This window comes from Streptomyces sp. NBC_00483 (assembly GCF_036013745.1).
GTDB lineage: Bacteria > Actinomycetota > Actinomycetes > Streptomycetales > Streptomycetaceae > Streptomyces.
Window position 1 is genome coordinate 2879041 of sequence record NZ_CP107880.1, and the last position, 23102, is coordinate 2902142.

26 protein-coding genes are annotated in these 23102 nt (G+C 70.6%); 12 read left to right on the top strand and 14 right to left on the bottom strand.

Annotated elements, in window-relative coordinates; translation table 11 throughout:
• Positions 1–50: 50 nt before the first annotated feature.
• A complete protein-coding gene (locus OHA73_RS12695; protein ID WP_266720950.1) occupies positions 51–1205 on the top strand; it encodes a hypothetical protein in 1155 nt (384 codons plus the stop codon).
• 11 nt (positions 1206–1216) lie between these two features.
• Positions 1217–1663, top strand: a complete 447-nt coding sequence (locus OHA73_RS12700; protein ID WP_267070863.1) for a hypothetical protein — start codon at positions 1217–1219, stop codon at positions 1661–1663.
• Between the two features lie 94 nt (positions 1664–1757).
• Here the strand turns inward: OHA73_RS12700 and OHA73_RS12705 are convergent, their stop codons facing one another.
• The gene (locus OHA73_RS12705; RefSeq protein WP_327655093.1) at positions 1758–3188 is read right to left on the bottom strand and encodes a hypothetical protein; all 1431 of its coding nucleotides are present in this window, start codon (positions 3186–3188) and stop codon (positions 1758–1760) included.
• A gap of 274 nt (positions 3189–3462) precedes the next feature.
• Here OHA73_RS12705 and OHA73_RS12710 point away from each other — a divergent pair, with 274 nt between their 5' ends.
• Positions 3463–5304 (top strand): endonuclease/exonuclease/phosphatase family protein, encoded by a 1842-nt coding sequence (locus OHA73_RS12710; RefSeq protein WP_327655094.1) that lies wholly within the window; start codon positions 3463–3465, stop codon positions 5302–5304.
• 45 nt (positions 5305–5349) lie between these two features.
• Here OHA73_RS12710 and OHA73_RS12715 read toward each other — a convergent pair whose 3' ends face one another.
• The 4 genes from OHA73_RS12715 to OHA73_RS12730 form a co-directional block, all read right to left on the bottom strand.
• Positions 5350–6102 (bottom strand): SRPBCC domain-containing protein, encoded by a 753-nt coding sequence (locus tag OHA73_RS12715; protein ID WP_327655095.1) that lies wholly within the window; start codon positions 6100–6102, stop codon positions 5350–5352.
• Between the two features lie 63 nt (positions 6103–6165).
• Positions 6166–6831, bottom strand: coding sequence for a hypothetical protein (locus OHA73_RS12720; protein ID WP_327655096.1), 666 nt, complete (start codon positions 6829–6831; stop codon positions 6166–6168).
• Positions 6828–6983, bottom strand: coding sequence for a hypothetical protein (locus tag OHA73_RS12725; RefSeq protein WP_266720939.1), 156 nt, complete (start codon positions 6981–6983; stop codon positions 6828–6830). Before OHA73_RS12725 ends, OHA73_RS12720 begins: the two co-directional genes overlap by 4 nt.
• Positions 6980–7279, bottom strand: a complete 300-nt coding sequence (locus OHA73_RS12730; protein WP_327655097.1) for a hypothetical protein — start codon at positions 7277–7279, stop codon at positions 6980–6982. Before OHA73_RS12730 ends, OHA73_RS12725 begins: the two co-directional genes overlap by 4 nt.
• 212 nt (positions 7280–7491) lie before the next feature.
• Between OHA73_RS12730 and dapA the strand changes: the two genes are divergently transcribed.
• Complete coding sequence (gene dapA, locus OHA73_RS12735) at positions 7492–8379, top strand: 4-hydroxy-tetrahydrodipicolinate synthase (protein ID WP_327655098.1); 888 nt, start codon at positions 7492–7494, stop codon at positions 8377–8379.
• Positions 8380–8419: 40 nt separating this feature from the next.
• On the opposite strand, the gene OHA73_RS12740 is transcribed toward dapA, so the two are convergent.
• Positions 8420–9643, bottom strand: coding sequence for a WD40 repeat domain-containing protein (locus tag OHA73_RS12740; RefSeq protein WP_327655099.1), 1224 nt, complete (start codon positions 9641–9643; stop codon positions 8420–8422).
• Positions 9640–10200, bottom strand: a complete 561-nt coding sequence (locus OHA73_RS12745) for a SigE family RNA polymerase sigma factor (RefSeq protein ID WP_266720932.1) — start codon at positions 10198–10200, stop codon at positions 9640–9642. Before OHA73_RS12745 ends, OHA73_RS12740 begins: the two co-directional genes overlap by 4 nt.
• A 595-nt stretch (positions 10201–10795) precedes the next feature.
• On the opposite strand from OHA73_RS12745, the gene OHA73_RS12750 reads away from it, so the two are divergent.
• The 8 genes from OHA73_RS12750 to OHA73_RS12785 all read left to right on the top strand — a co-directional run bounded on the left by OHA73_RS12750 (position 10796) and on the right by OHA73_RS12785 (position 18125).
• Positions 10796–11194: a peptidase inhibitor family I36 protein gene (locus OHA73_RS12750; protein ID WP_266720930.1), complete on the top strand. Its 399-nt coding sequence runs from the start codon at positions 10796–10798 to the stop codon at positions 11192–11194.
• A gap of 180 nt (positions 11195–11374) precedes the next feature.
• Positions 11375–12322: a hypothetical protein gene (locus OHA73_RS12755; RefSeq protein ID WP_266720928.1), complete on the top strand. Its 948-nt coding sequence runs from the start codon at positions 11375–11377 to the stop codon at positions 12320–12322.
• A gap of 102 nt (positions 12323–12424) precedes the next feature.
• Complete coding sequence (locus OHA73_RS12760; protein ID WP_327655100.1) at positions 12425–13981, top strand: peptidoglycan-binding protein; 1557 nt, start codon at positions 12425–12427, stop codon at positions 13979–13981.
• Positions 13978–14682 (top strand): ABC transporter ATP-binding protein, encoded by a 705-nt coding sequence (locus OHA73_RS12765; RefSeq protein ID WP_266720924.1) that lies wholly within the window; start codon positions 13978–13980, stop codon positions 14680–14682. The genes OHA73_RS12760 and OHA73_RS12765 overlap by 4 nt, the downstream gene beginning before the upstream one ends.
• Positions 14679–15968, top strand: a complete 1290-nt coding sequence (locus OHA73_RS12770) for an ABC transporter permease (protein ID WP_267070853.1) — start codon at positions 14679–14681, stop codon at positions 15966–15968. Before OHA73_RS12765 ends, OHA73_RS12770 begins: the two co-directional genes overlap by 4 nt.
• Positions 15969–16131: 163 nt before the next feature.
• Entirely contained in the window at positions 16132–16641 is a 510-nt protein-coding gene (locus OHA73_RS12775; RefSeq protein WP_266720920.1) for a SigE family RNA polymerase sigma factor, read from the top strand.
• Between the two features lie 13 nt (positions 16642–16654).
• Positions 16655–17656, top strand: coding sequence for a hypothetical protein (locus tag OHA73_RS12780; RefSeq protein ID WP_327655101.1), 1002 nt, complete (start codon positions 16655–16657; stop codon positions 17654–17656).
• A 148-nt stretch (positions 17657–17804) separates the two neighbouring features.
• On the top strand, positions 17805–18125 hold the full coding sequence (locus OHA73_RS12785) for an SCO4225 family membrane protein (protein ID WP_266720916.1): 321 nt from the start codon (positions 17805–17807) through the stop codon (positions 18123–18125).
• Positions 18126–18213: 88 nt separating this feature from the next.
• Here the strand turns inward: OHA73_RS12785 and dapD are convergent, their stop codons facing one another.
• The 7 genes from dapD to sufC all read right to left on the bottom strand — a co-directional run bounded on the left by dapD (position 18214) and on the right by sufC (position 23095).
• On the bottom strand, positions 18214–19215 hold the full coding sequence (dapD, locus tag OHA73_RS12790) for a 2,3,4,5-tetrahydropyridine-2,6-dicarboxylate N-succinyltransferase (RefSeq protein ID WP_266720914.1): 1002 nt from the start codon (positions 19213–19215) through the stop codon (positions 18214–18216).
• A gap of 92 nt (positions 19216–19307) precedes the next feature.
• On the bottom strand, positions 19308–19847 hold the full coding sequence (locus tag OHA73_RS12795; protein WP_266720912.1) for a TetR/AcrR family transcriptional regulator: 540 nt from the start codon (positions 19845–19847) through the stop codon (positions 19308–19310).
• Positions 19847–20167 (bottom strand): DMT family transporter, encoded by a 321-nt coding sequence (locus OHA73_RS12800; protein ID WP_266720910.1) that lies wholly within the window; start codon positions 20165–20167, stop codon positions 19847–19849. The genes OHA73_RS12795 and OHA73_RS12800 overlap by 1 nt, the downstream gene beginning before the upstream one ends.
• A 104-nt stretch (positions 20168–20271) precedes the next feature.
• Positions 20272–20610 carry a metal-sulfur cluster assembly factor gene (locus OHA73_RS12805; protein ID WP_266720908.1) on the bottom strand — a complete coding sequence of 113 codons (339 nt, stop codon included), beginning with the start codon at positions 20608–20610 and terminating at the stop codon, positions 20272–20274.
• Complete coding sequence (gene sufU, locus OHA73_RS12810; RefSeq protein ID WP_266720906.1) at positions 20607–21065, bottom strand: Fe-S cluster assembly sulfur transfer protein SufU; 459 nt, start codon at positions 21063–21065, stop codon at positions 20607–20609. Before sufU ends, OHA73_RS12805 begins: the two co-directional genes overlap by 4 nt.
• A gap of 12 nt (positions 21066–21077) precedes the next feature.
• Complete coding sequence (locus OHA73_RS12815) at positions 21078–22334, bottom strand: cysteine desulfurase (protein WP_266720904.1); 1257 nt, start codon at positions 22332–22334, stop codon at positions 21078–21080.
• Complete coding sequence (gene sufC, locus OHA73_RS12820; RefSeq protein ID WP_266720902.1) at positions 22331–23095, bottom strand: Fe-S cluster assembly ATPase SufC; 765 nt, start codon at positions 23093–23095, stop codon at positions 22331–22333. Before sufC ends, OHA73_RS12815 begins: the two co-directional genes overlap by 4 nt.
• Positions 23096–23102 lie beyond the last annotated feature (7 nt).

Genomic DNA, 23102 nt, shown 5'->3' on the forward strand with positions numbered 1-23102 from the left:
GGTAACCCCCGCACTTCAGTGAAAGTCAGGGGAAGAAGAGGTGGTCTGGCGTGCGCCAGCCCGAATTGATGCGCGGACCCGCCGGAGGACAGCTCAGCGACAGCTCCCGGCAGCAAGCGACCAGTGACTTCCTGCGGCGCGAGGCGCCCCTTGCCAATGTGGTCGGCTTCGGCCACGGCGTGAAATGGCAGAACGGCGAGCCGACGGGCGAGGAGGCCGTTCTCGTCTTCGTGACCCAGAAGGTGCCCGAATCGCTGTTGCCCGAGCGGGATGTGATTCCGCGTCAGATGGACGACGGCACCCCGACCGACATCGTGGCCGTCGGCCACATCTCCGCCCAGCGCCGGCAGAGCCGCCCCTCCGGAGCCCGCTCCGAAGAGGTCACGTACGGCCCCGACGGCGGTATCTCCCAGCAGTTCTCCGGCGCCGGCCAGCCCCTGCTCGAAGACCTTGGCGGCCTGGGAACCTTCGAACCGCAGCAGCTCGTACGCCGCATGCGGCCGTGCCCCTCCGGCTTCTCGGTCGGCAACGTGTCCATCACCGCGGGCACCCTCGGCAGCGTGGTCTACGACTTCCTGCGGGGCGCCACGGTGGACCCGCCGGGACCCGGGCTCGGCACCCCGGCGAAGTTCTACATCCTCTCCAACAACCACGTCCTCGCCGACTCCAACCGGGCCCAACTGGGCAGCGCCATCGTGCAGCCCGGCCGGTTCGACGGCGGCACGGACCCCGCGGACCGCATCGCCACGCTGTCCCGCTTCATCACCATCCAGTTCGCCCCGCAGACCCCGCTGGAGCGCCAGAACAACGTGGTCGACGCGGCGCTCGGCGAGGTCCCGTTCCAGGACGCCACGCGCGAGCAGTACTTCAGCGGCGCGCCGCGCGCCTGGCGCCGCAAGGCGAACGTCGCGGTCGGCGACCTCGTGAAGAAGACGGGCCGCACGACGAACGTGTCCTTCGGCCGGATCATCTCGGTCGACGCCACGGTCGACGTCAACTACGGCACGGCGGGCACGGCCCGCTTCAAGGACCAGATCCTCACCACGGTCATGTCGGCCGGCGGCGACTCCGGATCCCTGGTCACGTCCTACGACAACGTGGCGGTCGGCCTGCTGTTCGCCGGTTCGTCGACGGTCACGGTCGAGAACCACATCGAGAACGTCCGCGCGCTGCTGCGTGTGGAGATCTCCGAGCAGCTGGCATAGGAGGTGACGTGATGAGCACTCAGGCACGCAAGGGCAAGGGCCAGACCCGCGGGGAGCACCGCTTCCACAACCCGCAGGGCGCGGAGGTCAAGACGCGCGACGAGGCGTTCGCCGCGCAGCGCGACGTCTCTGCGGAGGCCCTCACGGTCGACTGCAAGCTGGAGCTGAACAACGGCTCGGTCACCTTCGCCATCACCGCGAAGGTAAACCCGAACACGCACCCCTTCGTGGTGACCGGCGGCCAGATCACGTCCGGCATCTGCGGCGCCCCGTGGGACATCACGGGCGGCTTCATCGGCGACACCATCCGCCTGGACGCGAAGCGCTCGGGCCAGGGTTCCTGCGCCTCCACGATCACCGTGGTCGGCGAATTCCAGAACCCACCGTCGTACCGCGGCACGTACGGCTTCGACGGCGCGTCATCGTCGTTCAAGCACACGACGCGGTATCTGTGCTGACCCACTGAAGCCCCGCCTTTCAAACGAGAGCCAGCGGGGTCCGGGGCAGAGCCCCGGGTCCGCAACACCGTTGCGGACCCGGGGTGACGCCCCCTCAACTTCCGTTGGCGGACCGAGCCTTGAACGCCGCCTTACGCGCCTCCTTGGCCACCTTCTTATCCGGGTGAAGACGCCCCATCGCCTCCAACACATCCGCGGTAGCGGGATGCTCAACCCGCCACGCCGCAGAGAAAAACCCACTGTGCTGCGCCGCAAGCCCCTCCACCAACGCCTGCAGCTCGTCCGAGTTACCTTCCACCGAAAGCTGCGCAGCGATCGTGTCGACGGTCAGCCAGAACACCAGGTCCTGCGACGGCGCCGGCACACCCGCGAACCCGTGCTCGGCCAGCCACACCCGGGCAAGCCCACCCAGCTCCGCATCGTCGAGGACCTCCCGCAGCGCCGGCTCGGCCTCCGCGCCGACCAGCGACAGCGCCTGCTGACACCGCAGCCGCCGCAGCGGCCCCCACTCGTCGGCCCCACGCGCCGCACCCAGCAACTCCCGCGCCGCGCCCAGCGGTTCGCGCCGCGCGAGCCATCCCTCGATCTCGACCTGCGCCGCGGCCTGCGGAAACGCGGCGGTGCCGTCGAGCAGCGCGTCCGCGCCCTTGTCGGCGAGGTCGCCGACGGCCGGGGCGTCCAGACCGGCTTCGAGCATCCGCGCCCGGACCCCGTACAGGCCGAGAGGCGTGAGCCGCACCATCCCGTAACGGGAGACGTCACCGTCGTCGACGGGCTCGGCCACCGGCTCCTCGGCGTCCGCCATGAGCGCCTCGTCGACCGGCTGGAACTCCACGAGGCCGATCGGGTCGAGCAGCCGGAACTGGTCGTCGAGCCGCATCATCGCGTCCGAGACCTGCTCAAGGACGTCGTCCGTCGGCTCGCCCATGTCGTCGGGCACGATCATCGACGCGGCGAGCGCGGGCAGCGGCACGGCCTCCTCGCCGGCGCCGCCCTCGCTGACGGTCAGCAGATACAGATTGCCGAGCACGCCCTCCAGGAACTCGGACTCCGCCTCGGGGTCCCAGTCGAGCTGCGAGAAGTCGATCTCGCCGCCCTCCTCCATGGCTCCGACCAAGTCGTCGAGGTCGGGCACACTGGCGTCGGCGAGCACGGTGTCGAGCGCGCCCAGCCACAGCGTGAGCACGTCGGCGGGGCCGCCCGAGGTGAGCGTGCCGAGCTCCTCGCCGACCGTGACAGTGCCCTCCTCCTCGTCGACGATCTCCACGAGGCCGGTGTCGACGGCGATGCGCCAGGCCTCGCTCGCGTACGCGGCGCCATCTTCGTCGTCGGTGAGCGCCAGCTCGGCCGCGGCGGCGGGCAGCTGCTCCTCGACGAGTTCTCCGCCCGCGCCGACCCGGGTCTCGGGGCCGGCCCAGCGGGCGAGCTTCACCGCGCGGGACAGGAGGGGGGTGGCAAGGGCGTCCCGCGCCAGCTCCGCTTCGGCGGGCAGCCGCACCGGCGGCAGGGGGGAGCTGTCTGACATCGGCTGGTTCTCCTAGGGGGACGTACATGAGGCCTACGTTGCGACCGCCCAGCCTAGACGGATTTGCACCCATGCTGCCGGGTTCACTGACCGGTCGACTTCCCCTAACGTCCCCGACACCCGCGAAACCTTGACAACTCGCGCGCGCAGGACGGAAATTGACGCGCGTAGAAGTACACAAGGGCGTACGGCGCCCACGACGCGCCCCGCCCCGCGGCCCCCGCTCCGCCACCACGTCCCGGCACCCGCCGGCCGCACGTCCCCGGAGGATCCGTTGTCCCATTCGACGTCCCACCCGTTCTCCCGCTCGCGCCTCGCCGCGCTGACCGTCGCCTGCGCGGCGGTGTCCGGCACCCTCGCCACGCTCCCCGCCCACCCGGCCGCGGCCGCCGACGTCGCCATCCACGACATCCAGGGCGCCGCCCGCATATCCCCGCTCGCCGGACAGCAGGTCACGGGCGTGACGGGGGTGGTGACGGGCGTCAGAACGTACGGCTCGTCCCGCGGCTTCTGGTTCCAGGACACAAGTCCCGACGCCGACCCGGCCACCAGCGAGGGCGTCTTCGTCTTCACGAGTTCCACTCCCACCGTGAAGGCCGGAGACGCCGTCACCGTCTCCGGAACGGTCTCCGAGTACGTGCCCGGCGGCGCCTCCTCCGGCAACCAGTCGCTCACCGAGCTGACGAAGCCGACCGTGACCGTGAACTCGTCGGGCAACCCGGTGCCGGTCACCACGATCAGCGACAAGTCGGTCCCGGACGCGTACGCGCCGAAGGGCGACCCGGCGGCGAACGGTTCGATCGACAAGCTGCCGCTGCGCCCCAGGGCGTACGCCCTCGACTACTACGAGTCCCTGGAGGGCCAGAACGTCCGCGTCGGCTCCTCCCGGGTCGTCACAGCGTCCGACGCGTACGGCGAGCTGTGGGTCACGGTGAAGCCGCACGAGAACCGTACGAAGCGCGGCGGCACCCGCTACTCCTCGTACGAGGACCAGAACGGCGGACGCCTGCAGATCCAGTCGCTCGGGGCGATCGACGACTTCCCGGTGGCCGACGTCGGCGACACCCTGACCGGCGCCACCGAGGGCCCGCTCGACTTCAACCAGTACGGCGGATACACGCTGGTGGCACGGGAGTTGGGCAACCTGAAGCAGTCCGGCCTCCAGCGCGAGACGACCCGCGCGCAGAAGCCGGGCGAGCTGGCCGTGGCGACGTACAACGTGGAGAACCTCGACCCGTCCGACGCCACCTTCGACGCGCACGCGGCCGCGATCGTCGACCACCTCCGCTCGCCCGACATCGTGTCCCTGGAGGAGATCCAGGACAACAACGGCGCGAAGAACGACGGGACGGTCGCCGCCGACGCGACGATGGGCAAGCTGATCGACGCGATCGTCGCCGCGGGCGGGCCCCGCTACGACTGGCGGTCGATCGACCCGGAGAACAACAAGGACGGCGGCGAGCCGGGCGGCAACATCCGCCAGGCCTTCCTGTTCAACCCGGACCGCGTGTCCTTCACCGACCGCCCCGGCGGCGACGCCACCACGCCGGTGGGCGTGACCAGCAAGAACGGCAAGGCGGCGCTCACCGCGTCGCCCGGCCGCGTGGCGCCGGGCGACGCCGCGTGGGCGAACAGCCGCAAGCCGCTGGCCGGCGAGTTCACGTTCCGCGGCAAGCCCGTCTTCGTGATCGCCAACCACTTCGCGTCCAAGGGCGGCGATCAGGGCCTGACCTCCCAGTACCAGCCGCCCGCGCGCTCCTCCGAGACGCAGCGGCACGCGCAGGCGACGGCGGTGAACGCCTTCGCCAAGGACATCCTGAAGGCGCAGCGCAACGCGGACGTGATCACGCTCGGCGACATCAACGACTTCGAGTTCTCCGGCACGACGCAGCGCCTGGAGGCCGGCGGCGCGCTCTGGTCGGCGATCAAGAGCCTGCCGAAGCACGAGCGTTATACGTATGACTACCAGGGCAACAGCCAGGTCCTCGACCAGATCCTGATCAGCCCGTCGATCGTGGCGAAGGACGCGTTCGCGTACGACAGCGTGCACATCAACAGCGAGTTCCACGACCAGATCAGCGACCACGATCCGCAGGTGCTGCGCTTCCGCCCCTGAGGGGTACGGGGCCTGCGCCCCAGGCGGCCCAGGCGGGTCGGGCCGTCACGCGAAGATCTGTGCCAGCCAGTCGCCCCACTCGACCTCGTTCCGCCCCGCGTCCGCGTCCGGCGCGAAGTCGTGCACGCTGACGCCGACGGGGGCGCCCCAGTGGCCGCGCCCGAAGAAGCGGTACAGGGCGTCCTCGGTGCGCAGCCCGAGGAAGTAGGCGTTGCGGTAGTCGAGCACGGCGTCCAGGGCCTGTCCTTCCGGGCCCTGGACGCGGACCCGCGCGCCCTCCGTCGCATCGGCGGGCAGGTCGAGCGCGCGGCCGACGGCGGTGAGTGCCTCGCGGTTCGCGGAGCTGCGGGGCCCGTCGACCGTGGCGAAGGCGATCGGGCGGCCCGCGAAGTGCGTCACGTACTGGCGCAGCGTGTGCAGGTAGAAGTCGGTGTGCTTGTCGGCGCCGTCGTAGAGGTCGTCCCAGTTCTCGGTAAAGACGCCGCTGTGGACGTAGTGGACCCGGGACCGGCTGCCGCCGTCGCGCGGCTCGATGACCCAGTCGATCTGGTTGAGCGGCTGCCCCGAAGGCAGGGCGGCCGGGTCGTCGGAGCGGACGGTGAGCCGGCGCGGCGGGTCCCACACGGTCAGCACGGAGCGGAAGGGGCCCTCGCCGCCCTCCTTGGGCACGTACTCCATGGGCCACAGCCAGCCGCCGGCCCCCATGGTGACGGCGTCCCACAGCTGCTGGGGGCCGACGTCGACCTCGAACTCACGGGGGATCTCGAACGGCTTCGCGCCGGCCCGGGACCCGCTCATGACCGCCGCCTTCGTCGCATGGATTCACGGTCCCACAGGTCGCCCGACCCCGCCCCCGCGCGACTACCCACCGCCTCCCATCGCCCGCCCCAGGCGCGACAACTGCCCCTGGAACCAGTCGAGTCGGGCCTGGAGCAGCGCCGCCTCCGCGGCCAGTTCGGGCATCCCGGGAGCGACCCCCTGCGGCCCCGCGCCCGGTGCGGCGCGCACCCGCAGCCCGTCGCCCGCGAGCCGGGCGAACGCCTCCAGGGTCCAGCGCGGCCGCCCGCCCACGCACCCCGCGCAGGCGCCCTCCAGCACCAGCCGCCCTGCACGCCCCCACCCGGCGTCGGCGAGCACCGCCGCCTCGGCGCCGCACGGGCACGGACCGATGGTGGCGGAGCACACCCGCTGGCGCCCGTAGCGGAAACCGCGCTCGAACCGGATGTAGGGCCCGAGGACGGAGACTTCGAGCAGCGCCGCTCTGCGGTACTCCGCCTGCACCAACATCCCTTGCGCGCACCGGCGTTCGTGTACGCAGTGGAATCCGCAGTCGCAGCGCCGGTGCGGTGCGCGATGGCGCCGCCCGTACACGCAGCGCGCCTCGTCGAGCACCTTGTAGGGCGCGGCGGCGCCGAGCGAGACACCCAGAAATCCGGCGCTCCCACCGTCCGCGTCGATCACGGGGTGGGCGATTTTATAACCGGTGGGCGGCTCCGTCGGGCGCTCCTGAGGGAGCCGCAGCCTCATCGCGCGGCCGGGACCTCGGCGGGCTCCGGTACGGCTTCGCGCACGGCGGCTTCGGCCACCAACTCCTGAGCCTTGTCGTCCACTTCGGGCCGCTCGGTCTCCTGCGGCGCTTCTTCGGCGATTCCGGTGGCGAGTGCTTTGCCGAGCCTCATGGTGCCTCCCCTGAACGGCCTTCGGCGATCCGGTTGCCGGTCACCGGCCTCTCATGGTGGCGCATACGACCCGATTTGGCACCAGCGCGTTCGGCATCCTGTACGAGCAGGGCATGCTCGTCGGCCACCACGGCCTCGGCCACGGCCACCACCCGCTCCCCCGCGAGTCTCAACCCTGCCTGCGACCAGGGCTCGGGCGCCGGGTGCCGGCGCCGCCACCACACGGCGCAGGCCGCGTAGACCCCACTCGCACACATCACCGCGGGCGCGGCAAGCGCCATCACCACGTCTCGCACCACACGCACCTCGCGAACGGACCAGCATCTTCCATGCAGTTCATCGGGTTCCCGCCGCGCCACCTGAAGCGCACATCTCAGCCAAAACGGATGTCGGGTGACGAATTCAAGCCCCGGCGTTCCGCTTCCACGTCGACTCTTCAGCAGTGCTTGGCACCACCTCGTAGCAGAATTAAGTGGAGCTACATCGCGCCCGGGCCGACACTCCCCTCATGACGGACGCAACCCCACATCCCTCCCCCTTCAACCGCGCCCTGTGTGCCATGGTCACGCCCTTCACACGGACGGGGACGCTCGACCTGGGCGCCGCCCAGAAGTTGGCCGACCAGCTGGTCACCGAGGGCTGCGAGGGCCTCGTCCTCTCCGGCACGACCGGGGAGTCGCCGACCACGACGGACGCGGAGAAGGCGGACCTCGTACGGGCGGTGCGCGAGGCGGTCGACGGCCGCGCAAAGGTCGTCGCCGGCATCGGCACGTCCGACACCCGCCACACCGTCGATCTCGCCCATCAGGCCCAACAAGCGGGTGCCGACGGCCTGTTGGTGGTCACCCCGTACTACAGCCGTCCGCCGCAGGACGCGATCGAGGCGCACTTCCGCTCGATCGCCGACGCCACGGGCCTCCCCCTGATGCTGTACGACATCCCCGGCCGCACCGGTACCCGCATCGAGCCGGACACGATGATCCGGCTCGCGGGCCACCCCCGGATCGTCGCCGTGAAGGACTGCGCGTACGACCTTCTCGGCACCCAACGGGTCATGTCCGAAACGGACTTGGCGTACTACACGGGCTGCGACGAATACGTCCTGGCGCTGTACGCACTGGGCGGCGCGGGCTACGTATCGACGGTGGCGAACGTGGCGCCCGCCGCCTTCCGCGCCATCATCGACGCGTACGACGCGGGCGACACGGCGGAGGCCGCGCGCCGCCAACAACTCACCATCCACCTCACCCAGTTGATGATGAGCGCGGGCCTGCCGGGAGCGGTCACCGCGAAGGCCCTCCTCGGCGGCCCGGTCCGCGCGCCGCTGCGGCCCGCCGGCCAGGAGGCGACCGACGGGCTGCGGGCGGCGCTCGAGAAGCTGCTCGGCGCGTCCTGAAGGGTCAGGGCGCTCAGCGCGTCCTGATGGCGCAGGTCGCTCAGCGTGTCGCGAACTGGGGCTCCCAGCGCCCCGGATAGTCGGCCGACGCCTTGCGGAAGTCGCTCAGCTGGACGACCTTGTCGCTGCCGACCGTCACCAACAGCAGCTGGTTGTGGAACTCGCCCTTGCCGCCGCACTTCTTGGGGTCGCAGCCCCAGGCGATGAGCCGCTTGTCGTCGGCCCAGGCGAGCAGTTGCTGCGCGGGCAGCCTGTCGACGAGCTTGCCGGTCCGCGCGTCGTTCACGGCGACGGCGATCTTGTCGCCCTTGCCCGCGAAGTCCCCTCCGGCGAGCTTCCCGTTCGGCGAGAGCCCCGACTCGGAGTACATCAGCCAGTGCCGCAGCTTCGCGGGCGTCGGCACCTGCTTGCCGTCGAGGGCGTAGGCCTGCGGGCCACCGTTCGTGATCGAGGTCGTGACCACCAGGTCGCCGTCGGGCGAGAACTGGAAGTCCTCACGGGCGTTGTGGTCGAACTCGTCGCCCTTCTGCGGCGCCGCGGCCCACTTCCCCTTCCCGCTGTCCAGGTCGACGATCGAGAACCCGGTCCTGGACGGATGTCCGACGCTCGGCTCGTCCGGACCGCTGCCGTCGTTCATCGGCCGGTCCTTGTAGAGATGGTCCGGATCGGTCTTGTACGTCGTGACGACGAGCTTGGCGCCGTCCGCCGAGAACGCGGCCCCGGCGGCCCCCTGCGGCACCGGGATCCAGCGCGTCACCTTGTTCGTCGCCAGGTCGAGGATGCCGACCCGCTTCGCGGGCAGCTTCTTCTCCAGGACGGCGGCGGTACGCAGCCCCGGGGCGACGGTCAGCCAGGACCACGCGGTGGTCTTCCGGTAGGTCTTGGTCGTCGGGTCGAGCACCCCGTACGTGCGGGTCAACCGGCCGTCCCCGTCGGCGAACTTGACCGACTTGTACGTGACGAACGAGGCGAGCGCCGTGCGCCCCGCCGCGATGGCGTCCTTGGGCGGCGACTGGTCCGGGTGCGCGACGACGTCGGCGGAGCCGATCACGTCCGCGGGCGGGGCGTCCTCCGCGTCGTCCATCCGCGGCACCACCACCGCGGCGACGACCACCGCGGTCGCGGCCACGAACGCACCCACGGCCGTACCGGTCCGGCGCCTGCGCCGTGCCGCCAGGACCCGGTCGGCGAGGTCGCCGGGCGCGGGCCCGACGCTGTCGGCCTGCTCGCGCAGCGCCTCCTTGAGCATGACGTCGACGTTCACGGGCGCACCTCCACCGGGGCGTAGTCACGGGAGGACGGCGGCAGGTCGTCGCCGTCCTGTGCCAGTTCGGGGGCGAGCCCGCGCAGCTTGGCGAGCGCCCGGTGGGTCGTGGAACGCACGGTGCCCACGGAGATGCCGAGCACCCGGGCGACATCGCCCTCCGGCAGGTCCTCGAAGTACCGGAGCACGAGCACGGTGCGCTGCCGCGCGGTGAGCCGGGCGAGCGCGGCCCGCAGGACGACGCGCAGTTCGGCCTCGGCCGCCCCGTCGCTCCCCGCGGCCCCGTCCGGCACACTTCCGTAACTGACCTCCCGCTTCGGCCACTTCAGCCGCCACCGGCTGATCTGCTGCCGGTAGAGGACCTGGCGCACATACGCCTCCGGGTCCTCGATCCGGTCCCATCTCCCGGCCACCTTGATCAGCGCGCTCTGCAGCAGATCCTCGCCCGCGTGCCGATCGCCACCACTGAGCAGCACGGCGGTCTTCAACAACGCGGACGACCGCCCCGCCACGAACTCCCTGAACCTCTCCGCACCCGCATCCCGTACGGCATCCATCGCCACCTTCTCTTCCCCCCGGGATCCCCCGGCTGTTCCCGCTGTCACCCGTGATGACGTGTGCGACCCCGGGCCGCTATGCCTCCCCAAGGGGAAGAGATCGGCCAACATCTGTTCCGCGGTGCGCCTGTTTTCGCTCGATTGTGGCGGATGGAACGGGGACATCCGAATGAGAGGACACAGTTCCACTTCAGCGGAAAACCACGACTTTCCTGTCTATTTCAGTACCTTCCGGTGATCGCGCTCCGTCGCGACGCACATGAGGCGGGCACCACCCCTCACCGGAGAGATGTGCCCTTCGTGTGCGTCTTTCGTGCTGGCCACGTGATCCCCGGCGGCGCGTTTCCGTGCCGTGCCGCGCCACCCCTGCGTGAAGAACGGGGTAGCGGTGCGTGATCGGCGGGCCGGCGAAGGGCGGGAAGAGCTGGTTCAAGCCACCGAGATCAACTCCGTTGTTCCGGCGATGACCAGGCCCTTACATTCCTGCCTGGCGCCGCCTGGGTGATCGCGAGACCAATCCGGGTGGCGCCAACGACCGTAATCCGAACGGCAGTTGAAATTCCGAACACCGCCGTTCCCACGAAAGGACATGTCCATGCGTGTCAGAAGGCTGGCCCTGGCCGGCGCCGTCACCCTCGCGGGTCTCGGCACCGCGCTGTCCACCGCCGGTACGGCGAACGCCGCCGAGAGCTGCACCAGCGGTTACGCGTGCCTCTACTACAACAGCAACTACTCCGGTGCCTTCTACCGGCAGTACTTCAACATCTCCAACTACGCCAACTACTACTTCAGCGCCAGCGCCTCCGGCAGCGCCGGTGCCGGCCTCCCGGTGAAGAACAACGTCGCCTCGGTGGACAACTGGGACTTCTACAACGGCATCCGCATGTACTACAACAGCAACTACTCGGGTGCTTCCCAGCCCATCGGCGCCGGCGGCCAGGCCAACCTGAACACGACGCTCAAGAACGAGAACGCGTCGGGCAAGTTCTACTAGGCCGACCCGAGTTCATCGGAACGCCGCGTCTGTAACGCTTCGCGGCTCGCAAGGCGTCTAACGAAGAAAAGAAGGGGTGTGCTGCCCAATGCAGCTGGGCAGCACACCCCGCTTCGCAGTCTAGCCAGTGGCCCTCCCCCACCCGAGAGAACCAACGTCACCTGAAGGATGAGCATCACCATGCGCAGGCGCCCTCTTCCCCTGTCTCTGATCGCCTTCGGCGGCATCGCCACTGTGCTGGCCGTGGCCGGCTGCGACTCCTCCTCCGGTTCGGGTGGCTCCGTCGACACCGCCTCCGTACCCAGCGCCTCCGCCGCGCCCAAGCTGGCCTCCACGACGGACAAGTCGCTTCCCATCGAGGCGTACATGTACACGAAGGACCAGACCGACCAGCTGAACAACGCGGTCGTGACGCTCCGCCAGGACTGCATGCAGAACTTCGGGTTCACCTACGCGGACCAGAAGGCGCAGAAGATGTTCCAGCCCAAGAGCATCACGCAGTTCCGGTACGGAATGACGGACGCCGACGACGTGGCCGTGCACGGTTACAAGCCCGCGGGTTCGGAGAAGAAGGTCGTCAAGCCGGCCCCGGTGAAACTGCCTCCGGCCGCGACCACGGCCCTGACCGGCACCAACGACGCGAACGTCAAGCCGGGTTCGACCGAGGCCAAGGGCGGTCAGGACATCAACGGCAAGAAGGTCCCGGCCGGCGGCTGCATCGGGGAGGCCAACCGCAAGCTGGGCGCCACCTCCGCGCAGGGCTTCGGGGACGCGCCCGTCGTGGTGAAGGTCAACACCGACAGCTGGGCCAAGTCGTACAACGACAAGCGGGTCCGGGCGGTGTTCACCAAGTGGTCGGCCTGCATGAAGCAGAAGGGGTACGCCTACGCCGACCCGATGAAGGCCGGCGACGACCCCCAGTGGCAGAAGACGACCACCGCCACCCCTCGTGAGCAGCAGGTCGCCTCCGCCGACGTCGCCTGCAAGCAGAAGAACAACGTGCTGGGCGTCTGGTACTCCGTCGACGTCGCCTACCAGAAGCAGATGATCGAGCAGAACGCCGAGGCGCTGAACGACGTGAAGAAGCGGCTCGACAAGCAGTTGAAGCTGGCGGCCCAAGTCGCGTAACGCGGCAGGCACTTCGCGGCGTCCACGACGTGTGAAGTGCGCACCGGGACCTGACGGCCACCAGACGACGAGCGCCGGACGCCACCGGCCTGGAGAGACACGATGATCGAATCCGAGGCCCGCAGCGCCCGCGGCGCCGCCGACATGCCGGGCGAGGACACCCTGCCGGTCGAGGACACGGCGCCCGTCGACCGTCCTCCGCGCGCTGGGCGCGGCCGGCGGCGGCGCGGCGACGTACCGACGGACGGCAGTCCGGGCGGGGACGCCGGGCTCGGGCGTCGGCGCCGGGTCGTGGCCCTCGTCGCGGGCGGCGCGCTGGTGCTGACCGGCGCGGGTGTCGCCGCGTCGCTGGTGGTGCGGTCCCCCGCGCAGGTCGCGGCCGAGGCCAAGGCCCCGCACCAGGGGGTGCTGACCGCGCCCGTGGAGAAGCGGGTGCTGAAGGACTCCGTCGTGCTGCGCGGCACGGTGGCGGCAGGACAGTCCGTGGACGTCACGGTGTCGGGGGCGGCGGGCACCGCGGGCACGAGCCGCTCCGTCGTCACCAAGGCACCCAAGCCGGTCGGCTCCAAGGTCGTGGCGGGGCAGGTGATCGCCGAGATTTCCGGGCGCCCGGTGTTCGCCCTCAAGGGGAAGGTTCCGGTCTACCGGGACCTGAAGTCCGGGGCGACCGGTGACGACGTGGCTCAACTCCAGTCCGCACTCGCCCAGTTGGGTCATGCGTCGAACCCGGACGCGCGCGGCACGTTCGGCTCCGGCACCCGCCACGCCCTGGCCGCCTTCTACACCTCCATCGGCTACGACCCGGTCTCCGCGCAGACCGACGGCGCGACCGCCGTGCAGGAGGCACAGGACGCCGTGACCGCCGCGGAGCGGACGGCGCAGGACGCCGAGGACGCCCGTGCCGCGCACGCGACACAGGAGACCCGGCGGGCCGCGGACCGCGCGGACCAGGACCTTCAGCGGGCCCGCACCCGGCTGGGCAAGGCGCAGGCCGAGGCGGGACCCATGCTCCCGGCCTCGGAGGTGGTGTATCTGTCGGGGTTCCCTGCGCGGGTGGACAGTGTGTCCGCGGTCCTCGGCTCGGCGGTCACGGGCAAGGTGATGACGCTGTCCGCGGGACGCCTCGTGGTGGACGGCTATCTCCAGGAAGCCCAGAAGGGCCTGGTCAGGACGGGGCAGAAGGCGGAGATCCTGCAGGAGCAGACGGGTAAGACGACGCGGGCCGAGGTGCGGTCGGTGGCGGACACCCCCGAAGCGGCCGAGCAGTCCGACGACGGCTCCGCCGCATCGACAGCGGGTGGTGGCGGCGGCGAGGCGGGCTCCGGACAGCAGTCCGCGGCCCAGGGCTACCGAATGGTCGTGGCGCCCGACACCCCGCTCGCCTCGGGCGCCGTGGGCCAGGACGTACGGCTCACCGTCGAGGCGGCGTCCACCGAGGGTGAGGCGCTCGTCGTGCCGGTCTCCGCCGTCTCCGCCGCGTCGGACGGCGGCACGGTCGTCACCGTCGTCACGTCCGGCGGCAAGCAGCGCAGGGTCGCGGTCCGCACCGGCACCAACGGCGACGGTTATGTGGAGGTCAGGGCGGTGGACGGCGCGGCGCTCGGCGAGGGCGACCAGGTCGTCACCGGTATCCGGTCCGGCTCGGGGGACGCCGGGTGAGCGTCGACGAAGGAGCGGCGCGGCCGCCCGTCATCGAGTTCCAGCGGGTCGCCCTGACCTATCCGGGTCCGCCGCCGGTGCCCGCCCTGCTTCCCTGTGAACTACGTATCGAGCAAGGGGAGTTCGTGACCGTGGTCGGCCCGTCCGGGTCCGGCAAGTCGACGTTCCTGAACATCGCGGGACTGCTCGACGCGCCGACCGAGGGGCGGTACCTGCTCGACGGCATCGACACCGGCGCGCTGCGCGACGGCGACCGCACCGCGCTGCGCGGACGCCGCATCGGATTCGTCTTCCAGTCCTTCCATCTGCTGCCGCACCGCAGCGCCCGGGAGAACGTGCAGCTGGCCATGGTCTACAACGACACCCCGCGCGGTGAACGCGCGGGCCGCGCCCGCGAGGCGCTGGAGCAGGTCGGGCTCGGCCACCGCCTGGACGCGGCGCCGACCCGGCTGTCCGGCGGTGAGCGCCAGCGGGTGGCGATCGCCCGCGCCCTGGTGTCGCGGCCCTCCCTGCTGCTGTGCGACGAGCCGACCGGCAACCTCGACAGCAAGAACGCCGAGTCGGTCCTCGTCCTCCTCGAAGAGCTGCACCGCTCGGGGATGACGGTCCTCGTCATCACGCACGACCCGGCGGTGGCGGCGCGCGGCGCCCGTACGGTGGCCATCCGCGACGGTGTCCTGCGCGAGCAGGTGGCGGTATGAGCGGCCGCCGCGGCACCGGCCGGCGCCGCCCCGCCCTGCGGTGGCCGGGCCGCCGGCGCCGTGACCCCGCCGTCGAGCCCTCCGTGCTCAACCCCCGCGATCTGCTCGGCGAGTCCCTGGCCGGTGTGCTCCAGCGCCCGGCCCGCTCCGCCCTCACCGCGCTCGGCACCGTCCTCGGTGTCGGCACGTTCGTGGCGATCCTCGGCCTCACGGCGACGACGTCCTCGCAGATCGACTCCCGGTTCAACGCGCTGACCGCGACCGAGGTCAACGTCGACGACGTGGGCATCGAGCAGAACGAGTTCGTCCACCTCGCCTTCCCCAAGGACGCCGACGCGCGGATCGAGCGGCTCTCCGGGGTCGAACACGCGGGCGTGTACTGGACGGTGGACACCCGTGGCACCGACGCCACCGTCCGCTCCTCGCCCGTCGGCGACGCGGCGGACGGCGAGCGGGCGGGCATCGTCGCCGCTTCGCCCGGGGTCATCGAGGCGGCGGTGCCGCACATGGCCCAAGGGCGGATCTACGACGAGTACGCGGAGAAGACCGCCCAGCCCGTCGTGGTGATCGGCGCCGGGATGGCCAGACGGCTCGGCATCACCACCCTGGAGACCCGGCCCGCGCTGTTCATCGGGGACCAGCCGTTCACCGTCGTCGGCATCATCGACGATGTGGAGCGCAAGGCGGACCTGCTGCTCTCGGTCGTCGTCCCGCGCTCGACCGCGCTGAAGACCTGGGGCGAGCCGGAGTCCGGTGGGGCCAAGATGCTCATCTCCACGAAGATGGGCGCGGCCCGCCAGGTCGCCCACCTCGCCGCGACGGCCCTGCGCCCCGACCACCCCGAGTACTTCAAGTCGGTCCCGCCGCCCGACCCGCGCACCCTGCGCGGCAACGTGACGGACGACCTTCAGCAACTGTTCCTGCTGCTCGCCGCGATCTGTCTGGTCATCGGCGCCGTGGGCATCGCCAACACGACGCTGGTGGCGGTCCTTGAGCGCACCGGCGAGATCGGGCTGCGCCGCGCCCTGGGGGCCCGTGGCGGGCACATCACGGCGCAGTTCCTCGCCGAGTCCGGGGCGATGGGCGCGCTGGGCGGGCTGATCGGGACGAGCCTCGGCACCCTGACCGTCGTCGGGGTCGCCATCGCCCGGGACTGGACGCCGGTGCTGCACACGTCGACGGTGGCTTCGGCACCCGTCATCGGGCTGGTGACCGGTGTGGTGGCGGGCCTGTATCCGGCGTGGCGGGCGGCGCGCATCCAGCCGGCGGAGGCGCTGCGGCGCTGAACCCGCGAAACAGCGGCGCTGCTCGGGGCCTTCGGACCAGACCGGTCCGAAGGCCCCGATCGCGTTCGAGCACGGCGAAATTCGGCGTCCTGAGGGTGTAACGCGACGGCCGTGCCAAGGCGTCATCAGTGTGGAGCGTACGCACGGTCGGGAGGGGACACAGATGCGCGGATCAGCGCACCGGACCGAGGAGATCGAGGAGTTCATGCGGACCGTCAGCCCGAGCCTGTTCCGGGCCGCGCTGCTGGTCTGCGGGGACCATCATCTCGCCGAGGACCTGGTGCAGACGACTCTGGGCAAGGTGTTCGTGTCCTGGCGGCGCGTACGCAAGGCCGACCACCCACCGGCGTATGTGCGCGCCATGCTGATGCGCACCTACCTCTCGTATGTCCGGCTGCATCGGACATACGAGAAGCCGGTGGGCGAGCTGCCGGAGCAAGTGTCGGGCGCTCGCGACCCGGCCCTGCGGCTGACGCTGGTGAACGCACTGGCACAGCTTCCGCCGCAGGACCGGGCCGTGGTCGTCCTGCGCTACTGGGAGGACCGCAGCGTCGCCCAGACCGCCGCCGAACTGGGCCTGAGCGAGGGCAATGTGCGCATCCGCAGCATGCGGGCGCTGAAGATCCTGCGCGGCACCCTGGCGGGCCAGCACGACATCCTCACGGGGAAGTAGGTAGGGAGCAGCCATGAAGCGAGTGGAGCGGCCGGGACACCACCGGGCCGAGGGGGACGTGAGGAACCAGGTAAGCCAACTGTCGGGTGAGGAAACGGAGTTCGAGCGCCGCCTCGGTGCCCTCCTGGACGGTTACGCGGAGGACGCGCCCGCCCCCACCGACACCCTGGTGGCCGGTGGACTGGCCCGGGGCCGACGGATGCGCGCCCGCCGCAGGGCGCTGTGGGGCGCGGGCACCGTGGCCTGCGCGAGCGCGCTGGCCGCGGTGGTGGTCGTGTCCTGGGGCGCCCCGAACCGGGCACCGGCCCAGGCGGGCGGTGTGACCATCCCCGAGTTCGCGCCGGCCGCCGCCGCGACGGGGGCGCCGCCGGGCAAGACGGCGCTGACCGGGAAGGAGGCCGTCGCCGAGCTGCGCGACCTGCTGCCGGAGGGCGAGGCGACGGGAGCCCACTGGTGGGACGGCAACGACGACCAGGCACGGCCCGCCGCGGGCGGCCGGCTGCTGCTGGACGGCGCCGAGGTCACCGTCGACGTGCAGGGCAACTTCCAGCTGACCGGCGCCGACGGGCTCACCAAGGATGCGGCCCGCAAGGCGGCCCGGTCCACGGACGGTCGGCAGGACAAGAGCGGGAAGGCGGCACCCGACAAGTCGGCGGCGGCGCAGCGCGCCAAGGAGGAGAGCAAGAGCGACGGCAAGAACATACGCCCCGCCACCCGCGCCGAGCTGCGCACGTTCTACTCCTGCGCCGCCCGGACCGCGTCCGACGCCACCCTGTCCGGCTGCGCCGCCCGCAACCTCACCGACGGCTCGGTCCTGATCACATACCAGGAACGCCACGGCGACCTCGTGGAGCGCACCGCCGACCTGCTGCGCAAGGACGGCACCCGCGTGGTGCTGACCACCGCCAACGCCGCCGACGCAAAGAAGGGCCCCGCGAGCACCGCCACTCCCCCGCTCACGACGGAGCAACTGACTGACATGGCACGCAGCAAGACATGGCAGCCCTGGGTGTAGCCGGGTGTAGCCGGCCGAGCAGACCAGACAGTGAGGTCCCCGCCTCCCCGAACCAGGTACGGATACTCATGCCGACGTCGCGCCCCGGGGCGACCATGGAGAGAGACCGAGCACGGCAGCACCCGCTGCAGCACCCACGGGGAGACCGATGAACGCCCGCACTCTTCTGCGCCTGACCGTCACCAACCCGGCGTCGGCGATCTACCTGGGACTCGTCGGTGCGTCCGTCGTGTTCACGGCCGGTGTCGTGCTCTTCTCTTCGGACCCCGGCTTCGTCGGCGTCTGGCCCTTCTTCCTCACCGCCCCCACCTCCCTCATCATGATGGGGATCATGGGCGCGGTCGGGGGCCTGGACGCCCCCGTCTGGCTCCTCGCCATCGGCCTGGCCGTGAGCGCCCTGCTCCAGTCCCTGGCCCTGGGCGCCACCCTCCAGGCCCTGCGCGGCCGCCACCTCGGCCGGACCGCCTGACACCCTCCCGGTACAGGCGAGCGCCCTCCCGTGAACCACGGAAGGGCGCTCGCCTGTACCGGCTGCCGCAGGTCACGGCCGTCGATGATCAGTTGTGGCTGTGCAGCACCTCGTTGAGGCCGCCCCACACCGCGTTGTTCGGGCGGGCCTCGACCGTGCCGGTCACCGAGTTGCGGCGGAAGAGGATGTTGGAGGCGCCGGAGAGCTCGCGGGCCTTGACGACCTGGCCGTCGGGCATCGTGACGCGGGTGCCGGCCGTGACGTACAGACCGGCCTCGACGACGCACTCGTCGCCGAGCGCGATGCCGACGCCGGCCTCGGCGCCGACGAGGCAGCGCTCGCCGATGACGATGCGGACGTTGCCGCCACCGGAGAGCGTGCCCATCGTGGAGGCGCCGCCGCCGATGTCCGAGCCGTCGCCGACGACGACGCCGGCGGAGATGCGGCCCTCGACCATCGACGTGCCGAGCGTGCCGGCGTTGAAGTTCACGAAGCCCTCGTGCATGACCGTGGTGCCCTCGGCGAGGTGCGCACCCAGGCGGACGCGGTCGGCGTCGGCGATGCGCACGCCCTTCGGGGCGACGTAGTCCGTCATGCGCGGGAACTTGTCGATCGAGGTGACGGAGAGGTGCAGGCCCTCCGCACGGGCGTTCAGGCGCACCTTCTCGACGTCGTCGACGGCGACCGGGCCGAGCGAGGTCCAGGCGACGTTGGCGAGGAAGGCGAACTGGCCGTCCAGGTTCACGCCGTGCGGCTTGACCAGGCGGTGCGAGAGCAGGTGCAGACGCAGGTACACGTCGTGCGCGTCGAGCGGCTTGTCGTCGATGGACCCGATGACCGTGCGTACCGCGACGATCTCCACGCCACGGCGGGCGTCGGGGCCGATCGCCTTCGCCGCGCCCTCACCGAGCAGCTCCACGGCCTTCTCGGCGGAGAGCTTCTCGGTCCCGGCCGGGCCGGGCTCGGCGACGAGCTCGGGCGCGGGGAACCAGGTGTCGAGAACGGTGCCGTCGGTGGTGACGGTGGCGAGGCCGGCGGCGACGGCGCCGGTGGAGCGGGGACCTGCGGGGGAAGGTGAGGTGTCGGTCATGCCCCAAACCTAATCGGCACCGGCCCGCGGAGGCTAACCGGTCCTGGCCCCCGTCTCACGTGCCGGGCGCCGGCCGCCCGACCGCCCCTGTGTCACCGAATCAGCCGCGCCAGCATCTCCCGCGTGTACCCGGCGTCGTACTCGCCGCCGGTCAGCAGCACTTGGAGCGAGATGCCGTCCATCAGCGCGACGAGTGCCCGCGCGGTGACCGGGTCGGTGCGCCGGGCGACGAGCTCGGCGAGCTCCTCGCACCACTCGGCGGCGACGGGCCGCAGGGCGGGCCTGCGCAGCGCCGCCAGATACAGCTCGTACTCCAGCTCCACGCCGTCCCGGTCCCCGGCCAGCCACTCGCCGAGCACCTCGGCGAGCTCGTGCGGGAGGTCGCTGCCGGGGTCCTGGAGCCCGCCGTGCGCCGCGACGACCTTCGCGAAGCCCTCGTTGGTCTGCCGCAGCGCGGCCACCATCAGCTCGTCCAGGGTCTTGAAGTGGTACGTGGTGGAGCCGAGCGGCACGTCGGCCTCGCGGGCGACGGTGCGGTGGCTGAGCCCGCCGATCCCCTTCGACCCGACGACCCGGATCGCGGCGTCGATGATCCGCTGGCGGCGCTCGGGGTCGTAGCGGCGCGGCGCCATCAGTGCGCCCCGCCCAGATTGAGCAGCACGACCCCGCCGATGACGAGGACGATCCCGCCGACCTTGGCGAGCGTCAGCCCCTCCCCCAGGAACAGCATGCCGATCGCGGCGATGACGGCGGTGCCGGCGCCCGCCCAGATCGCGTAGGCGGTGCCGATCTGCACGGTCTTCAGCGTCTGCGCGAGCAGCGCGAACGCGACGATGTAGCCCGCGACGGTGACCAGCGAGGGCCAGAGCCTGCTGAACCCCTCGCTGTACTTCATGGCGGTGGTGGCCCCCACCTCGGCGGCTATGGCGCCGGCCAGCAGCACGTATCCCATGTGTACGAGTGTACACATCGATGCGTACGCCCGTACACAACCGGGGCAAAAACAAGCCCCTCCGGCGATTTCCGCCGGAGGGGCTTGATCAGCTCACACGAAGCTCACACGTTGAAGCCCAGCGCCCTCAGCTGCTCGCGGCCGTCGTCCGTGATCTTGTCCGGACCCCACGGCGGCATCCAGACCCAGTTGATCCGCAGCTCGTTGACGATGCCGTCGGTCGCGGACTTCGCCTGGTCCTCGATGACGTCCGTGAGCGGACAGGCCGCCGACGTCAGCGTCATGTCGATCGTCGCGATGTTCGCGTCGTCGACGTGGATGCCGTAGATCAGGCCCAGGTTGACGACGTCGATGCCCAGCTCGGGGTCGACGACGTCGTACAGCGCCTCGCGGACCTCCTCCTCGGAGGCCGGCTTCATCTCCACTGCCGTGCTGTCACTCATGCTGTCTTCGCCTCCTCCGCGAAGGCTTGAGCCGTCGCGTCCTTCCACGCCATCCAGCTCAGGAGGGCGCACTTGACTCGGGCCGGGTACTTGGAGACACCGGCGAACGCGACCGCGTCCTCCAGGATCTCCTCCATGTCGTCGTCCGGCTCCAGCTGCCCCTTGGACTGCATCAGCTCCAGGAACGTCGCCTGGATCTTCCGCGCGTCCGACAGTTCCTTGCCGACCAGCAGGTCGTTGAGGACGGAGGCCGAGGCCTGGCTGATGGAGCAGCCCTGGCCCTCGTACGACACGTCCGCGATCTTCTCGCCGTCGTACTTCACGCGGAGCGTGATCTCGTCGCCGCACGTCGGGTTGACGTGGTGCACCTCGGCGTCGCCGTCCCGCAAGCCCCGGCCGTGCGGGTGCTTGTAGTGGTCCAGGATGACTTCCTGGTACATCGAATCCAGCTTCACTGTCCCCAGCCCTTAACCGAAGAAGTTCCGTACGTGCTCCAGGCCGTCGACCAGAGCGTCGATCTCGCCGGGCGTGGAGTACAGATAGAACGACGCTCGCGTGGTCGCAGGAATTCCGTACCGCAGGCAGACCGGCCGCGCGCAGTGGTGGCCGACCCGGACCGCGATGCCCAGCTCGTCGAGAACCTGGCCCACGTCGTGCGGGTGGATGTCGCCGAGCGTGAAGGAGATCGCCGCGCCCCGGTCCTCGGCCGTGGTGGGGCCGATGATCTTCAGGTCGGGGACTTCCTGGAGGCGCTTGACCGCGTACTCGGTCAGCGCGTGCTCGTGGGCGAGGATCTTGTCCATGCCGATCGAGTTCAGGTAGTCGATCGCCGCACCGAGGGCGATGGCCTGCGAGATCGGCGGCGTACCGGCCTCGAACTTGTGCGGCGCCGGAGCGTACGTCGACGAGTGCATCGACACGGTCTCGATCATCTCGCCGCCACCGAGGAACGGCGGCAGGTCCTCGAGGAGTTCCTGCCGGCCCCAGAGCACGCCGATGCCGGTCGGGCCGCACATCTTGTGGCCGGTGAAGGCGACGAAGTCGGCCTGCAGGGCCTGCACGTCGAGCGGCATGTGCGGCGCGGCCTGCGAGGCGTCGATGCAGACCAGGGCGCCGACTTCCTGGGCGCGGCGCACGATGGCCTCGACCGGGTTGTGGGTGCCGAGGATGTTCGACACGAGCACGAAGGAGACGATCTTCGTCTTCTCGGTGATGATCTCGTTGATGTTGCTCAGGTCGAGACGGCCGTCGTCCGTCAGACCGAACCACTTCAGCTTCGCGCCGGTGCGCTGCGCGAGCAGCTGCCACGGAACGATGTTGGAGTGGTGCTCCATCTCCGTGATCACGATCTCGGTCTCGTGATCGACCTTGTACGGCTCGTCGGCCCAACCCAGCATGTTGGCAACGAGGTTGAGCGACTCCGAGGCGTTCTTCGTGAAGACGACCTCGTCGCGGCTCGGCGCGTTGATGAACGCGGCGACCTTGTCGCGCGCGCCCTCGTACAGCGCCGTGGCCTCCTCGGCGAGCACGTGGACGCCACGGTGGACGTTCGCGTTGTGCTGTGTGTAGTACTCGTCGATGGCGTCGAGGACCTGGCGCGGCGTCTGCGAGGTCGCCGCGTTGTCCAGGTACACGAGCTTCTTGTCATCGTGAAGCACCCGGTCGAGGATCGGGAAGTCCTTGCGGATCGCCTCTGTATCAAGGAGGCCCGGCAGCTGTGTCACGCAGATACGCCACCCTTCGTGTACTTCTCGTAGCCCTCGGCCTCGAGGGTGTCGGCCAGCTCGGGGCCGCCGGACTCGACGATGCGGCCCGCCGAGAAGACGTGCACGAAGTCCGGCTTGATGTAGCGCAGGATGCGCGTGTAGTGCGTGATCAGCAGCGTGCCGACCTCGCCGGTCTCGCGGACGCGGTTGACGCCGTCCGAGACCTGGCGCAGGGCGTCGACGTCGAGGCCGGAGTCGGTCTCGTCGAGGATCGCGATCTTCGGCTTGAGGAGCTCCATCTGGAGGATCTCGTGGCGCTTCTTCTCACCGCCGGAGAAGCCCTCGTTCACGTTGCGCTCGGCGAAGGCCGGGTCCATCTGGAGGGTCTCCATCGCGCCCTTGACCTCCTTCACCCACGTGCGCAGCTTCGGGGCCTCGCCGCGGATCGCGGTGGCCGAGGAGCGCAGGAAGTTGGAGACGGAGACGCCGGGGACCTCGACCGGGTACTGCATGGCGAGGAACATGCCGGCGCGGGCGCGCTCGTCGACGGACATCTCGAGGACGTCCTCGCCGTCGAGGGTGACGGTGCCCTGCGTGATCGTGTACTTGGGGTGACCCGCGATGGAGTAGGCGAGGGTCGACTTGCCGGAGCCGTTCGGGCCCATGATGGCGTGCGTCTCGCCCTGCTTCACGGTGAGGTCGACGCCCTTGAGGATCTCCTTCGTGGCGTTGTCGGCCTCGACGGTGACGTGCAGGTCTCGGATTTCAAGCGTAGCCATGGGTGTC

Coding starts and splice junctions, on each gene's coding strand:
- OHA73_RS12700 (WP_267070863.1), top strand. CDS start 1,217: ATGAGCACTCAGGCACGCAAGGGCAAGGGCCAGACCCGCGGGGAGCAC.
- OHA73_RS12705 (WP_327655093.1), bottom strand. CDS start 3,188: ATGTCAGACAGCTCCCCCCTGCCGCCGGTGCGGCTGCCCGCCGAAGCG.
- OHA73_RS12715 (WP_327655095.1), bottom strand. CDS start 6,102: ATGAGCGGGTCCCGGGCCGGCGCGAAGCCGTTCGAGATCCCCCGTGAG.
- OHA73_RS12720 (WP_327655096.1), bottom strand. CDS start 6,831: ATGAGGCTGCGGCTCCCTCAGGAGCGCCCGACGGAGCCGCCCACCGGT.
- OHA73_RS12725 (WP_266720939.1), bottom strand. CDS start 6,983: ATGAGGCTCGGCAAAGCACTCGCCACCGGAATCGCCGAAGAAGCGCCG.
- dapA (WP_327655098.1), top strand. CDS start 7,492: ATGACGGACGCAACCCCACATCCCTCCCCCTTCAACCGCGCCCTGTGT.
- OHA73_RS12745 (WP_266720932.1), bottom strand. CDS start 10,200: ATGGATGCCGTACGGGATGCGGGTGCGGAGAGGTTCAGGGAGTTCGTG.
- OHA73_RS12750 (WP_266720930.1), top strand. CDS start 10,796: ATGCGTGTCAGAAGGCTGGCCCTGGCCGGCGCCGTCACCCTCGCGGGT.
- OHA73_RS12755 (WP_266720928.1), top strand. CDS start 11,375: ATGCGCAGGCGCCCTCTTCCCCTGTCTCTGATCGCCTTCGGCGGCATC.
- OHA73_RS12760 (WP_327655100.1), top strand. CDS start 12,425: ATGATCGAATCCGAGGCCCGCAGCGCCCGCGGCGCCGCCGACATGCCG.
- OHA73_RS12770 (WP_267070853.1), top strand. CDS start 14,679: ATGAGCGGCCGCCGCGGCACCGGCCGGCGCCGCCCCGCCCTGCGGTGG.
- OHA73_RS12775 (WP_266720920.1), top strand. CDS start 16,132: ATGCGCGGATCAGCGCACCGGACCGAGGAGATCGAGGAGTTCATGCGG.
- OHA73_RS12780 (WP_327655101.1), top strand. CDS start 16,655: ATGAAGCGAGTGGAGCGGCCGGGACACCACCGGGCCGAGGGGGACGTG.
- OHA73_RS12785 (WP_266720916.1), top strand. CDS start 17,805: ATGAACGCCCGCACTCTTCTGCGCCTGACCGTCACCAACCCGGCGTCG.
- dapD (WP_266720914.1), bottom strand. CDS start 19,215: ATGACCGACACCTCACCTTCCCCCGCAGGTCCCCGCTCCACCGGCGCC.
- OHA73_RS12795 (WP_266720912.1), bottom strand. CDS start 19,847: ATGGCGCCGCGCCGCTACGACCCCGAGCGCCGCCAGCGGATCATCGAC.
- OHA73_RS12800 (WP_266720910.1), bottom strand. CDS start 20,167: ATGGGATACGTGCTGCTGGCCGGCGCCATAGCCGCCGAGGTGGGGGCC.
- OHA73_RS12805 (WP_266720908.1), bottom strand. CDS start 20,610: ATGAGTGACAGCACGGCAGTGGAGATGAAGCCGGCCTCCGAGGAGGAG.
- sufC (WP_266720902.1), bottom strand. CDS start 23,095: ATGGCTACGCTTGAAATCCGAGACCTGCACGTCACCGTCGAGGCCGAC.